We start from the raw sequence: 13538 nt of genomic DNA, 5'->3' as shown, positions 1-13538 counted from the left end.
CGGCGGGGCGTGCTATCGTCATCGTGACGTCCCATCTTTCGCCGCCGGAAGGAACAGCCTCTTGACGACCCCGTCCGTGACCAGTCCGGCCGGCGCCCATGGCTGGCGCCCGATCGTCATCATGGCGATCCTGTTCTTCAGCATCGGCTTCGTCACCTGGCTCAATGGGCCGCTGATCACCTTCGTGCAGCTTGCCTTCAACCTCAGCGATGTCGCGGCGTTCCTGGTTCCGGCCTGTTTCTACCTGGCCTATTTCGTGTTTCCCATTCCCGCCACCCTGCTGGCGCGCCGCACCGGGCTGAAAGCCGGCATGGCGGTCTCGCTGATGGTGATGGCGGGCGGGACGGCGCTGTTCGGCGAATGCGTGACCGCGCGCTGGTATCCCGGCGCGCTGGCCGGGCTGGGGGTCATCGGCGCCGGCCTGTCGCTGCTGCAGGTGACGATCAACCCCTATGTCAGCCTGCTGGGCCCGCATGCCCGCGCGGCGCAGCGCATCGCCATCATGGGCACGGCGAACAAGTGCGCGGGCATCGTCGCCCCGCTGGTGTTCGCCGGGCTGGTCATGCGCGATATCGGCGGCATCGCGGCGCAGGTCCGCGCCGCGCCGTCGGCGGCGGCGCGTGACGCCGTCCTCGCCCGTTTCACCCATGCGGTGCATGCGCCCTATCTGGCCATGGCGGTGCTGCTGCTGGGGTTGGCGGTATGGATCCTGCGCGCGCGCCTGCCATCCATCGCCATCGGCCGGGAGGACACGGCCGACGCGGCCGGCCATGCGGAGGGGCCGGCGCGGGGCGGCGTTCCCCTGCTGTGCCTGGGCGTGTTCAGCACGTTCCTCTATGTCGGGGTAGAGGTCATGGCCGGCGACGCGATCGGGATGTACGGGCGCGGATTCGGCCTGTCGCTGGACGTCACCAAATATTTCACCGCCCTGACCCTGGCGGCGATGATGGCGGGCTACCTGGCGGGCATGGCCGTGGTGCCGCGCCTGGTCTCGCAACTGCAGTACATGGGTCTGTCCTGCGGGCTGGGGCTGGTGCTGTGCGGGGCGGCGTGGGTCAGCAGCGGGCTGGTCTCGGTCCTGTGCGTGGCGCTGCTCGGCTTTGCCAACGCCATGATCATGCCGGCGCTGTTTCCGGTGGTCATGCGCATGATGGACCGGCATGCCGACCGCGCGGCGGCGCTTCTGGTGATGGCGTTCTCGGGCGGGGCGGTGCTGCCGCAGGTCTTCGTGCATCTGGCGCAGACCCGCGGGGCGCACGCCGCCTTCGTGCTGGTCGCGGCCCCGTCCTATCTGGTGATCCTGGCCTATGTCGGCCTGATGCGGCGGCGGACGGCGATTGCCGGTCCGGGGGCCGGTGGCGGCATGGCGGGCGGCGTGGCGGCCGCGGCGCTGGGCGCGGTGCTGGCCGTGGCGCTGCCGGCGGGGCAGGCGCGGGCGGCGGCCCCGGCGCTGATGCCGCTGCCCGCCTCGGCGCATTATTCCGGCCAGACCCTGTCCCTGGCCAACGGCCTGGCCGTGCAGTGGGACCATGCGCCGACACCCCTGCTGCGCCGCGCGGCCGATCGGCTGAGGGCACGCCTGGACCGGCTGGCCGGCCGGGTGCTGCCGGCCGACGACCACGCGGCGGGGGCCGCGATGCTGCGGGTCCGCTACGGGGCCGATCCGTCCTTCCTCGCCCTGGGCGAGAAGGAGCAGTACCACCTGGCCGTCCGTCCGGACGGCATCACGCTGGACGCCGCCGGTCCCGCCGGGGTGCTGGACGGGTTCGCCACCCTGGCGCAACTGGCGGCGCAGGGGCCGCAGGGCCCGGTGCTGATGCAGGCCGATATCGACGACCGGCCGCGCTTTCCCTGGCGCGGCATCATGATCGACGTCTCGCGCCACTTCATGCGCATCGAGACCCTGCATCGGCAGATCGACGCGATGGAACAGGTGAAGCTGAACGTGCTGCACCTGCATCTGGGCGATTCCCAGGGATTTCGGGTCGAAAGCCGGCTGTTCCCAGGCCTGCAGCGGCAGGGGTCGCATGGCCAGTTCTATACCCAGGCCCAGATCCGCGACCTGGTCGCCTACGCCGCCGATCGCGGCGTGCGCATCATGCCGGAATTCGACACGCCCGGCCACGCGCTGGCCATCCTGCTGGCCTATCCCGCGCTGGCGGCCCAGCCGGTCGATCCGGCCATGGCGGACCCCGACGACGCGGCGCTGAACCCGACGCTGGATGCCACGCTGCACTTCGTCACGCAGCTATACGGCGAAATGGGGCGCCTGTTCCCGGATCGCTATTTCCATGCCGGCGGCGATGAGGTGCAGGCCGAACAATGGACCCGCAATCCGAAGATTACGGCGTTCATGAAGGCCCACGGCTTCGCGGACACCGCGTCGCTGCAGGCGGCCTTTACCGCGCGGGTGCAATCCGTGCTGGCCCGCCAGGGCAAGATCATGGTGGGCTGGGACGAGGTCAGCGCGGCCCCGATTCCCAAAAGCGTGGTGGTCGAGGCCTGGCGGTCGTCCAAATTCATCGGCACCGCCACCCGGGCGGGCCACCCGGTCGTGGTCTCGGCCGGCTATTATCTCGACCTGCTGAACCCGGCGGAGCAGCATTACCGGGTCGATCCGCTGGACGTGCAGGCCAGCGGCCTGACCCGCGCGCAGGCCGATATCAAGCGCGTGACGATGGGCCCCCTGGTGGACGCCTTCACGCTCGACCCCGCCCTGCCGCCGCTGGACGCCGCGCAGAAGAAGCTGGTGCTGGGCGGCGAGGCCCCGCTGTGGAGCGAACTGGTCACGGACGAAACGCTGGATGCGCGCCTGTGGCCGCGCGCCGCCGCCATAGCCGAGCGGTTCTGGTCGCAGCCGCAGACCCGCGATGTCGATGACATGGACCGTCGCCTGGCGGAGGTGGCGAACCGCCTGGAGGTGACCGGCCTGCAGGCGCGGGCGAACGCCTATCGGATGCAGGCCCGCATGGCGCCCGCCGATCCCGGGGCGGTCGCCTGCCTGATGGGTGCCGTGATGCCGGTGCGCAATTACGCCCTGAACAGCTTCGTCCGGCGCAGCGGCCAGGTGCGGTTCGACGAACTGGCGGAAATCGCATCCCCCGACCCCATCGCCGCGATGCGGTTCAACGCGCTGGCCGCGCGCTTCGCCGCCGGGGATCGCGGCGTGGCGGAGGCGTTGCGGGCGCAACTCGGCGCGTGGGCCGCGTGCGGGGATCGCTTCGCCACGGTCGCGCAGGGCGTGGGCGCGCTGGAACAGGGCCTGCCGGTGGCGCGGGACATCGCGGCCCTGGCCCGCATCGGGCTGGCCGCCCTGTCCGGCCCCCTGGACGACGCGCAGCGGCGCGATGCCGTGGCACGGATCGCAGCCGACCAGGCGGTGGTCGAGTCGTTTGCCGGCGTGGTGCGGACCCACGGCGTGAAACCGCCGCCCGCCGGGCTGCTGGTGGCGATCCTGCCCGGGATCAGGTCCCTGATGGGGTAGCAGCGGCCCCTGGTCTGCCCTATCGCGCGGCGTCGCGCGCGCGGGCGAACCAGGGCGTCATGCGTCGCAATGCCTCCTCCAGCCGGTCGGTCGAGACCGCGAAGCTGAAGCGCATGAAACGGTGGCCCTCCATCGGGTCGAAATCCAGCCCCGGTGCGGTCGCCACCCCGGTTTCGGCCAGCAGCCGGGCGCAGAAGGCCAGGCTGTCGTCGGTCAGGTGCCCGATATCGGCGTAGATATAGAACGCCCCGTCCGGCGGCGCGATCCGCGACAGCCCCAGCGCGGGCAGATGCTCCAGCATCAGGTCGCGATTGTGGCGGTACATGCGGACATGGCCCTCCAGCTCCTCGCGGCAGTCGAAGGCGACCAGCCCGGCATGCTGGCTGAGCGAGGGCGGGGTCAGGAACATGTTGCCCACCCGCGTCTGCGCAGCCTCGACCAGCGCGGGGGGCACCACCAGCCAGCCCAGCCGCCAGCCCGCCATGCTGAAATATTTCGAGAAGCTGTTGACCACCAGCGCGTCGGGGTCGTCCTGCAGGACCGAGCGCACCGGTCCGATATAGCTCAGCCCGTGATAGATCTCGTCCGAGATGATCCGGATGCCGCGCGCGCGGCACAGCGCGACGATGGCCTGCATTTCCTCGGTGGAAAGGATCGTGCCGGTCGGGTTGGCGGGGCTGGCCAGGATCACGCCGTCGGGCGGCGGGTCCAGCGCCGCGATGGCGGCGGCCGAGAGCTGGAACCGTTCGGCCGGGCCGCAGGCGATTTCCACCGGTTCCAGATACAGCGCGCGCAGCGTGTTGCGATAGGCGACATAGCCCGGGCGGGCCAGCGCGATCCGCGCGCCGGGCGCGAAGCAGCAATTCAGTGCCAGGACGAAGGCCGGCGACGCCCCGCAGGTCAGCCAGATCTGTTCCGGCTCGACGCTGACGTCGTAGCTGTCCCGATAATGCCGGGCGATGCGCGCCTTCAGCGGCGTGCTCTCCCAATATCCCATGCCGTCGCTGTCCAGGATGCGATGGGCCTCGGCGATCGCGGCCTTCGGCGCGCCGGTCGAGGGCTGGCCGAATTCCATGTGCACGATGCTGCGCCCCTCGGCCGCCATGCGATGCGCAAGCGTGCTCAGGCCGACGGCATGGAACGGGTCGATCCGGGGTACGGTCATGTCGGGACAGTCCAGATGATGGCGAAGGGGCGTGCATCCGGGATAATCGCGGCCGGCCCCGCCGACAAGGTTTGCCCCCGGAACCCTATCGGACGAACGTGCCGTCGCGCAGGCTGGCCTCGATTTCCTCCAGGGACCGTCCGCGTGTTTCGGGGACGTAGCGCAGGACGAACAGGAAGGCCAGGGCGTTGACCACCCCGAACAGCATGAAGGTCCCCCCGGCGCCGAAGGCCTGGACCATCGACAGGGTGGTCAGAGAAATCAGCAGGTCCGCCCCCCAGTGCGACGCGGCGACCAGGCTCATGCCCTTGCCCCGGACCGACAGCGGATAGATCTCGGCCCCCACGATCCAGATCGTGACCGACAGGCTGCCGACATTCAGGATGGCATAGGCCAGCAGGGACGCGACCATCGCCCAGGCCTGCAGCCCGGTGGGCTGCCCGGCATGGAACAGGCTCGCCAGGATGAACAGCGCCACGCTGGCCCCGGGCAGCATCCACAGCATCAGGGTGCGCCGGCCGATCGCCTCGACGGCCCAACTGCCGAACAGGGTCGCCACGATCATCGCGACCCCCACGGCGACCGAGGTCAGCAGGGCCGATCCCTCGCCGAACCCCGCGCCCGAGAAGATGGTGGGCGCATAATAGAGCACGGCGTTGATGCCGCTCAACTGGCACAGCAGGCCGATGCCGATCGACGCCACCAGCGCCGGCCGCACCCATGGCTTGGCCAGTTCGGACCACGGGGCCTGCCTGTCATGGGCGTCGATGATATCCTGCAATTCGCGCTCGGCCACATGATGGTTGCCGCGCACCCGGCGCAGCACGACCCGGGCCCCCTCGAAATCGCCGCGCATCGCCAGCCAGCGCGGGCTGTTGGGCAGGAACGCCATGCCCAGCAGCAGGATGACGGCCGGAATGGCGCCCAGGCCGAACATGACCCGCCAACTGTCGTGGCGCAGCAGGTAGCCCACGATGAACGAGACGAGGACCCCCGACACCACCGCAAGCTGGAACATCCCCACCAGGCGGCCGCGCCGCCGCGCCGGCGCCAGTTCCGAGATATAGAGCGGCACGATCTGCGATGCCGCCCCCACCGCCAGGCCCAACACGAAGCGCGCCAGCGTCAGCATCCACACGCTGCCGGCCAGCGAGGCCATGGCGGTGCCGATGATGAACACCGTCGCGGCCAGCATCACCGTGCGCCGCCGTCCGCCCCGGTCGGACAGCGGCGCCGCCCCCAGGCACCCCAGCAGCGCCCCCGCGATGATGGCGGACGTGACGATCTGCTGCCCGCCGATACCCAGATGGAACTGCGGCGCGATCTGTAACAACGCGGCGGAAATAATGCCGGTGTCGTATCCGAACAATAACCCGCCGGCAGCCGAGATTCCGGCAATGACGTCGATGATGAGGTTGGCTTCCGGCCGTTCTTTTTCATTCATTAGCTTATCGTATAAAAGATATGGATGAAAATCAAACGCTAAAGGACTGTGTCAGGATCGCATCGCAGGTGATGAACAATTTTGTGATGACATCATGAATGTTTCGGGTGGAACCTTTTGCACGGCCCGTCGGGCGCTTAACGCCATGCAAACGATACGGAAAATCGACGCCACTGGCCGATATAGGCATGTCGGAAACCGTTAGAATACATAAGGAATTTGCGACAATAGCCGTGGGGTGACGGACAGGGCGCTGCTATGCTGCGGGTCACGCCATATTCAGGAAGCGGAAAGAATGAAGAACAAGAACGGTTTCCGGCCTGCGGGTTCCGACAGCGTCCTGGCGGGAACCGGCCTGCGTCATGCCGGCCCGGTCCATGCCAACCTCCATGCCCCCGAACTGACCGAATGCGCGATCCGCCGGGGCGAGGGCAGCCTGTCCGCCGGCGGGGCGCTGATGGTACGGACGGGGGTGCATACCGGCCGGTCGGCGCAGGACAAATTCATCGTCGACGAACCGGCGACGCGCGCCGGCATCTGGTGGGGCGACATCAACATGCCCCTGCCGGTCGCCGCGTTCCAGCGCGTCTGCGACCATGCGCGCGGATACCTGGAAGGGCAGGAACTGTTCACCCAGGACCTGTATGCCGGCGCCGACCCGGCCCATCGCATCCGCATCCGGCTGGTCACGACCTCGGCATGGCACGCCCTGTTCGCGCGCAACATGTTCATCCGCCCCCCGGCGGCCGACCTGCCGGGATTCCAGCCGGATTACGTGATCCTGCACGCGCCCGAACTGGACCTGGACCCGGCGGTGCACGGGGTGCGCAGCAGCACGGGCGTCATCCTGTCGCTGGAACAGCGCCTGATCGTGATCGCCGGCACCGGGTACGCGGGCGAGATCAAGAAATCGATCTTCACGGTCATGAACTGGCTGCTGCCGGACCAGGACGTGATGCCGATGCATTGTTCGGCCAATATCGGGCCGGATGGCGACGTGGCGCTGTTCTTCGGCCTGTCGGGCACCGGCAAGACCACGCTGTCGTCCGATGCGTCGCGGCACCTGATCGGCGATGACGAACATGGCTGGTCGGGCCGGGGCGTCTTCAATATCGAAGGGGGCTGCTACGCCAAGGTGATCGGGTTGCGGCAGGCGGCCGAACCGGAAATCTGGGACGCATCGCGGCACTTCGGCGCGGTGCTGGAAAACGTGGTGGCCGACGCGCACGGCGTGCCGGATTTCGCGGACGGCAGCCTGACGGAAAACACGCGGGCCTGCTACCCGATCGATTTCGTCGCCAATGCCAGCGCGGACGGGCAGGGCGGGCTGCCGCGCCATGTGGTGATGCTGACGGCCGACGCGTTCGGCGTGCTGCCGCCGATCGCGCGGCTGACGCCGGCGCAGGCGGTCTATCATTTCCTGTCGGGCTACACAGCACGGATCGCCGGCACCGAAAAGGGGCTGGGGAAGGAGCCGCAGGCGACGTTCAGCGCCTGCTTCGGCGCGCCGTTCCTACCCCGCCCGCCGGAACTGTACGGCGACCGGCTGGCGGCCTGCCTGGCGCGCGTGCCGGTCACGTGCTGGCTGGTCAATACCGGCTGGACCGGCGGCCCGTACGGCGTGGGGGACCGGATCTCGCTCGCGCATACACGGGCCCTGGTCAACGCGGCGCTGGACGGGCGGCTGGACGACGCCCCCTTCCAGGTCGAGCCGCATTTCGGCCTGTCCATTCCCGCCCGGGTGCCCGGCATCCCCGCCGCGCTGCTGGACCCGGCGGCGGCCTGGGCCGATCCGGACGCCTACCGCCATGCCGCGTCGGACCTCGCGGCGCGGTTCGAACGGAATTTCGCGGCGTTCCACGCGCGCTGCACGCCCGACATCCAGGCCGCGGCGATCCGTCCCGTCCGGCCATAGCAAAAAACAACCAGCACCCGGCGGCGGCGTTCGGTGTCAGTGCAGGCTGCCCCGGTGCCGCCCCCGGCAGTCCTCTGAGTACCGCAGGAGGCTGCATGACCCACGACCTGATTCTGGCGCATCTGACGACCCTGTCGCTGGCGCCCCCCGACATGATCCGTGTCGCGTCCCGGACCGGCTATCGCGGCGTGGGCCTGCGCCTGGCCTCCGTGACGGAGGGCGGAACGGCCTATCCGCTGATGGACGATCCGGCGATGCTGCAGGCGACGCGCCGGGCGGCGGCGGAGACGGGCATCGCGGTCCACGACATCGAATGCGTATGCCTGACGCCGGACCTGGACGTCGCGGACGTGGAACCGCTGCTGGCGGCCGGGGCGGAACTGGGCGCGCGCTACGTGATCGCCATGCCCTGCGACCGCGATCGCGGCCGGATGGCCGACCGCTTCGCCGCCCTGTGCGCCCTGGCCCGCCCGCGCGGGCTGGGCGTGGTGCTGGGATTCGCCCCGGGGGCGGCGGTGTCCACGCTGGAGGCGGCGCTGGACCTGGTGGTCATGGCGGGGGCGCCCAATGGCGGCGTGCTGGTCGATACGCTGCATGTCGCGCACAGTGGCGGCACGCTGGCCGCCCTGTCGGCGCTGCCGCGCCGGCTGGTGCCGTTCGTGCACCTGTCCGACGGCCTGCAGGCGGGAAACGGGTCCGAACGCCTGCCCCCCGGGGAGGGGGCGCTGGACCTGGCCGGCATCCTGACCCGTCTTCCGCCCGGCACCCCCGTCGCGATCGCGGTCCCGATGGAGCGCATGACCCGCGAACAGGGGCCCGAGGCCGTGGCCCTGCATGTCCGCCGTGCCACCACGCACCTGCTGGACCAGTTGGCGGGGAGCACGGTCCATGCGTAGCGCGAAGGACCACGCCCCGGACGAACCGGAACCCTTGGCGCCGGGGCCGAAACTGCGCGCCGTGCCCGTGCGGGGCGTGACGCTGGGCGTCGGCCGCGCGGCGGTGATCGTGCCGATCGTCGCCGCCGGGGCGGACGAGGTCCGGGCCGCCGCCCGCCGCCTGGCCGGCCACGACGCGGTGGACCTGGTCGAGGCCCGGGCCGATCACTGGCATGACGCGCGCCCGGGGCATGACGGTCACGGCGCGCGCGTCACCGCCCTGTGCCGCGACCTGCGGGCGATCCTGGACCGTCGCGGGCTGATCGTGACCTTTCGCACCGGGGCGGAGGGCGGCGCGACCCCGATCGATGACGAGGCCTATGTCGCCTTCTACGACCACGTGCTGGAGGCCGACCTGCTGCCGGACCTGATCGACGTCGAATTCAATCGCGGCCGGGACGTCGTGCGGCGCATCGTCGCGGCGGCGCGGGCCGCGGGCGTGCGCGTCATCCTGTCGTCCCATGACTTCGCCGGCACCGGTCCGTCCCATCGCCTGGTGGAGCGCATGCGCAGGATGCAGGAGTGCGACGTGGATGTCCTGAAGCTCGCGGTCATGCCGCATGACGCGGGGGACGTGCTCAGCCTGCTGGCCGCCACGTATGAAATGCGCACACGCTGGGCCGACCGGCCGCTGATCACCATGGCGATGGGCGGAAGCGGCGTCGTCTCGCGCCTGGCGGGTGAAATCTTCGGCTCGGCCGCGACCTTCGGCATGCTGGACCATCCCTCGGCACCGGGGCAGATCGATGCCCGCGACCTGCGGCATTGTGTCGAAATCGTCCATCACGCCGTCGCCCCCGGCCTGCGGACAGCCGGGACGGGCCGCTGACGGTGCGCGACAATGTGACACGCGCCGGTGCCAGGGGTGGGCCGTTTCTCTTGACCCGCCGCGTTCCCCCCGCTCTAAGATCGTCGCGTTCTCCGGGGAGCCGCGTCAGAATGGCTGAGAGAGGGGCTAGCCCCTGACCCGTCGAACCTGATCCGGGTCATGCCGGCGAAGGGATGGGAATTGAGCGCGATGCCGCGATGCGTCGCCAGGATGACATTTCGCGCCGGCGCGGCCCCTCCAAAAGCAACGAGGACGCGCTATGAACATCCAGAGCCCCCCGCCTGCCTCTCCGCGTCAGCCCGCGCATGCGCCCGCCACGGGTGACGTGACCGTCGGCCCCCGCGTGGGTGGCCACAAGGTCTATCAGCCCGGTACGCTCTACCCCGACCTGCGCGTGCCGTTCCGCCAGGTGGACCTGCACCCCACGGCCAACGAAGCGCCGGTGACGCTGTACGATCCCTCCGGCCCCTATACCGACCCGCAGGCCGATATCGACATCGCGCGCGGGCTGGACAGTGTGCGTGACGCGTGGATCGTCCGCCGTGGGGACACCGAGACCGTGGCCCAGCCCCGCATTGTCCGGCCCGAGGACAATGGCGGCGCCACCGGATCGATGCTGGCCCCCGCGTTCGACAACGGCCGGCGGGTGGTTCGCCGTGGACGGGCCGGCCGGCCGGTGACGCAGCTGGAATACGCCCGCGCCGGCATCGTGACCGAGGAAATGGAATATGTCGCGATCCGCGAAAACCTGCGCCGCGCGCAGGCCGACAAGCCGCTGCGCGACGGCGAGGATTTCGGTGCCAGCATCCCGGATTTCGTGACGCCGGAATTCGTCCGCGACGAAATCGCCCGGGGGCGCGCCGTCCTGCCGTCCAACATCAACCACCCGGAACTGGAGCCGATGATCATCGGCCGCAACTTCCTGGTGAAGATCAACGCCAACATCGGCAACTCCGCCGTGCTGGGACATGTGGCCGACGAAGTCGACAAGATGGTCTGGGCCACGCGCTGGGGCGCGGATACGGTGATGGACCTGTCCACCGGGCGCAATATCCACAATATCCGCGACTGGATCGTCCGCAACAGCCCCGTGCCCATCGGCACCGTTCCGATCTACCAGGCGCTGGAGAAGGTCGGCGGCGTGGCCGAGGACCTGACATGGGAACTGTTCCGCGACACGCTGATCGAACAGGCCGAACAGGGGGTGGATTACTTCACCATCCATGCCGGCGTGCGCCTGCCCTTCATCCCGCTGACCGCTCAGCGCGTGACCGGCATCGTCTCGCGCGGCGGCTCGATCATGGCCAAATGGTGCCTGGCGCACCATCGCGAGAGCTTCCTGTACGAGAATTTCGCCGAAATCTGCGAAATCATGCGCGCCTATGACGTGTCGTTCAGCCTGGGCGACGGGCTGCGCCCCGGTTCCATCGCCGATGCGAACGACGCGGCGCAGTTCGCCGAACTGCGCACGCTGGGCGAACTGACCCGCATTGCCTGGGACCATGGCTGCCAGGTGATCATCGAAGGCCCGGGCCACGTGCCGATGCACAAGATCAAGGCCAACATGGACGAGCAACTGGCCCATTGCGGCGAGGCGCCGTTCTACACGCTCGGTCCGTTGACCACCGATATCGCGCCCGGATACGACCACATCACCAGCGCGATCGGCGCCGCGATGATCGGCTGGTTCGGAACCGCCATGCTCTGCTACGTCACGCCCAAGGAACATCTGGGCCTGCCGGACCGCAACGACGTCAAGACCGGGGTGATCACCTACAAGCTCGCGGCGCATGCCGCGGACCTGGCCAAGGGCCATCCCGCCGCCCGCCTGCATGACGACGCGGTGTCGCGCGCCCGTTTCGAATTCCGGTGGGAGGACCAATTCAATCTCGGCCTCGATCCGGAAACCGCGCGCTGCTTCCATGACGAAACCCTGCCGAAGGAAGCCCACAAGACGGCGCATTTCTGTTCGATGTGCGGGCCGAAATTCTGCTCCATGAAGATCAGCCAGGATATCCGCGACGCGGCCCGTGCCCAGAATGACGGCCTGTCCACGGCCGACATCAAGGCCGGCCTGGAGGAGATGAGCGAACGGTTCCGTGCCGGTGGCGGGGCCATCGACATCGCGGTGGCCGACTGACCAAAGGCGGGCCAGGGCTCAGCCCTTGGCCCGCCGCAGGGGCTGACCCCTTGGAAAAATCGATTGGGGGGGGCAGGGCATCGGGCCCTGCCTGCCTTCATGCCGCGCGGAATCGGGCGGTGGCCGGATCGACCGTGTAATGGTCGGCGGTCGGATAGGGCGCGCGGGCCAGTTCGTCCACCGCCGCGATGATGCGCCCGGCCTTTTCATCATCCATCAGCACGCTGAAATTCAGCCGCGTCCAGCCGGGCTTGCTGATTTCGTCCCCCTCCAGGATCGCGGCGCGCAGCGCCTGCGAGGCGTCCCGGTCGATGCCCAGCAACCGGTGGGCGTACGGTCCGGCGCAGGCGCATCCCCCACGGGCCTGGATGCCGTAGCGGTCGGACAGCATGCGGGTGAACAATTGCTGGTGGATCATTCCGCCCCGCCGGGCGTCGCGGACCTGGAACGAGAAGATCGGCAGGCAGGATGCCGCGCGTGGATGCTTCCCGGACAGGCCCAGAATCGCGATATTGGGATTACGGTCCCATACCGCCCTGGCCATGCGGTACAGCGCGGCGTGGCGCGCATCCATGCGCGCCTGTCCGATCGCCGCCTTGACCAGGAACGCCAGCCCCGCGCGAATGTCGCCCACCACATTGGGCGTGCCCGCTTCCTCGCGGCTGGCGATGCTTTCGGCGTAATCGTGACCCCAGGGCGAGACGAACCGCACCGTGCCCCCGCCAGTGAAGACCGGGCGGTGGTGCGTCACCGCCGCGTCGCGCACGATCATGATCCCCGACGCGCCCGGACCGCCGATGAATTTGTGCGGCGAGATCACGACGGCATCCTTTTCGCACGCCGTGCCCCCCTTCATGTCGCCCCCCTTCATGTCGATCGGCAGGTACGGGCCGCCGCCGGCATAATCCCATACCGCGCGGGCGCCGTGCGCCTTCAGCAGCGCCGTGACGGCGTCGGTGTCGGTGACGATGCCCGTCACGTTGGACGCCGCCGAGAAGGCCCCCACCTTCAACCGGCCGGGACCGGCGGCCTGCAGCGCCGCCGCCAGATGCGCCAGGTCGGGGCCGCCGCCCTCCGCCTCGTCGATGGCGACGATCTCGGCACCGCTCTCGCGCCAGGGCAGGATGTTGGAATGATGCTCGTACGGGCCGATGAACACCACCGGGGCCTCGCCTGCCCGGGCGGCATCGGCCACGCCCAGCAGGTGAACCAGGCGATTCAGCCCCGCCGTCGCGCCCGACCCGGTAAAGATCGTGGAAAATCCCGCCCCCGCACGGCATGATTGCGCGATCGCCTCGCGCGCCGCCCGCCGCATCCGGCTGACATGCCGGCCGCAGAACGATGCCTCGGTATGGCTGTTGGCGTAATAGGGCAGGACCCGGTTCATCACGAAATCCTCGACCTGCCGCAACGCCCGGCCGGACGCCACATAATCGGCATAGACCAGCGGATGGACGCCGAACGGTCCGGGCACGGGCGCGCCCTCGCCGATCAGCCCGGCGCGCAATCCGGACAGGTCGTCCACCCGCAAGGATGCGATGAAATCCGCAAAAGGGGGCTGGTCGTCCTGCATCGCACTGTTCGCCTCAAGAGGGTTCGCGATGAAAATAGACGGCACGGCGGGAA

General features: G+C 69.4%; 8 protein-coding genes and 1 riboswitch. Of the genes, 5 read left to right on the top strand and 3 right to left on the bottom strand.

Translation table 11 applies throughout. The annotated features are described in order from the left end of the window. Positions 1-61: 61 nt before the first annotated feature. On the top strand, positions 62-3484 hold the full coding sequence (gluP, locus tag GDIA_RS19650) for a glucose/galactose MFS transporter (protein ID WP_012553755.1): 3423 nt from the start codon (positions 62-64) through the stop codon (positions 3482-3484). Positions 3485-3503: 19 nt separating this feature from the next. Here gluP and GDIA_RS06960 read toward each other — a convergent pair whose 3' ends face one another. Continuing rightward, complete coding sequence (locus tag GDIA_RS06960) at positions 3504-4649, bottom strand: pyridoxal phosphate-dependent aminotransferase (protein WP_012223151.1); 1146 nt, start codon at positions 4647-4649, stop codon at positions 3504-3506. An 85-nt stretch (positions 4650-4734) separates the two neighbouring features. After that, positions 4735-6093: a sugar porter family MFS transporter gene (locus GDIA_RS06955; RefSeq protein ID WP_012223153.1), complete on the bottom strand. Its 1359-nt coding sequence runs from the start codon at positions 6091-6093 to the stop codon at positions 4735-4737. A 295-nt stretch (positions 6094-6388) separates the two neighbouring features. On the opposite strand from GDIA_RS06955, the gene pckA reads away from it, so the two are divergent. The 4 genes from pckA to thiC all read left to right on the top strand — a co-directional run bounded on the left by pckA (position 6389) and on the right by thiC (position 11912). Then, positions 6389-8008 (top strand): phosphoenolpyruvate carboxykinase (ATP), encoded by a 1620-nt coding sequence (gene pckA, locus GDIA_RS06950; protein WP_012553754.1) that lies wholly within the window; start codon positions 6389-6391, stop codon positions 8006-8008. A gap of 95 nt (positions 8009-8103) precedes the next feature. Beyond that, positions 8104-8904 (top strand): sugar phosphate isomerase/epimerase family protein, encoded by an 801-nt coding sequence (locus GDIA_RS06945; RefSeq protein ID WP_012223159.1) that lies wholly within the window; start codon positions 8104-8106, stop codon positions 8902-8904. Beyond that, positions 8897-9772, top strand: a complete 876-nt coding sequence (gene aroD / locus GDIA_RS06940) for a type I 3-dehydroquinate dehydratase (RefSeq protein WP_244455117.1) — start codon at positions 8897-8899, stop codon at positions 9770-9772. The genes GDIA_RS06945 and aroD overlap by 8 nt, the downstream gene beginning before the upstream one ends. Before the next feature lie 83 nt (positions 9773-9855). Further along, a riboswitch (TPP riboswitch) is annotated at positions 9856-9964 on the top strand. 67 nt (positions 9965-10031) lie between these two features. Further along, the gene (gene thiC / locus GDIA_RS06935) at positions 10032-11912 is read left to right on the top strand and encodes a phosphomethylpyrimidine synthase ThiC (RefSeq protein WP_012223163.1); all 1881 of its coding nucleotides are present in this window, start codon (positions 10032-10034) and stop codon (positions 11910-11912) included. A 97-nt stretch (positions 11913-12009) separates the two neighbouring features. Here thiC and GDIA_RS06930 read toward each other — a convergent pair whose 3' ends face one another. Then, on the bottom strand, positions 12010-13485 hold the full coding sequence (locus GDIA_RS06930) for an aminotransferase class V-fold PLP-dependent enzyme (RefSeq protein WP_012553752.1): 1476 nt from the start codon (positions 13483-13485) through the stop codon (positions 12010-12012). Positions 13486-13538: the final 53 nt, after the last annotated feature.

It is taken from the genome of Gluconacetobacter diazotrophicus PA1 5, assembly GCF_000021325.1.
GTDB classification, from domain to species: domain Bacteria; phylum Pseudomonadota; class Alphaproteobacteria; order Acetobacterales; family Acetobacteraceae; genus Gluconacetobacter; species Gluconacetobacter diazotrophicus.
This window is presented reverse-complemented; position numbering and strand designations above follow the sequence as displayed.

Excerpts from the sequence above, each read along its gene's own strand:
- GDIA_RS06960 (WP_012223151.1), bottom strand. The coding sequence starts at position 4,649 with ATGACCGTACCCCGGATCGACCCGTTCCATGCCGTCGGCCTGAGCACG.
- GDIA_RS06955 (WP_012223153.1), bottom strand. The coding sequence starts at position 6,093 with ATGAATGAAAAAGAACGGCCGGAAGCCAACCTCATCATCGACGTCATT.
- pckA (WP_012553754.1), top strand. The coding sequence starts at position 6,389 with ATGAAGAACAAGAACGGTTTCCGGCCTGCGGGTTCCGACAGCGTCCTG.
- GDIA_RS06945 (WP_012223159.1), top strand. The coding sequence starts at position 8,104 with ATGACCCACGACCTGATTCTGGCGCATCTGACGACCCTGTCGCTGGCG.
- aroD (WP_244455117.1), top strand. The coding sequence starts at position 8,897 with ATGCGTAGCGCGAAGGACCACGCCCCGGACGAACCGGAACCCTTGGCG.
- thiC (WP_012223163.1), top strand. The coding sequence starts at position 10,032 with ATGAACATCCAGAGCCCCCCGCCTGCCTCTCCGCGTCAGCCCGCGCAT.
- GDIA_RS06930 (WP_012553752.1), bottom strand. The coding sequence starts at position 13,485 with ATGCAGGACGACCAGCCCCCTTTTGCGGATTTCATCGCATCCTTGCGG.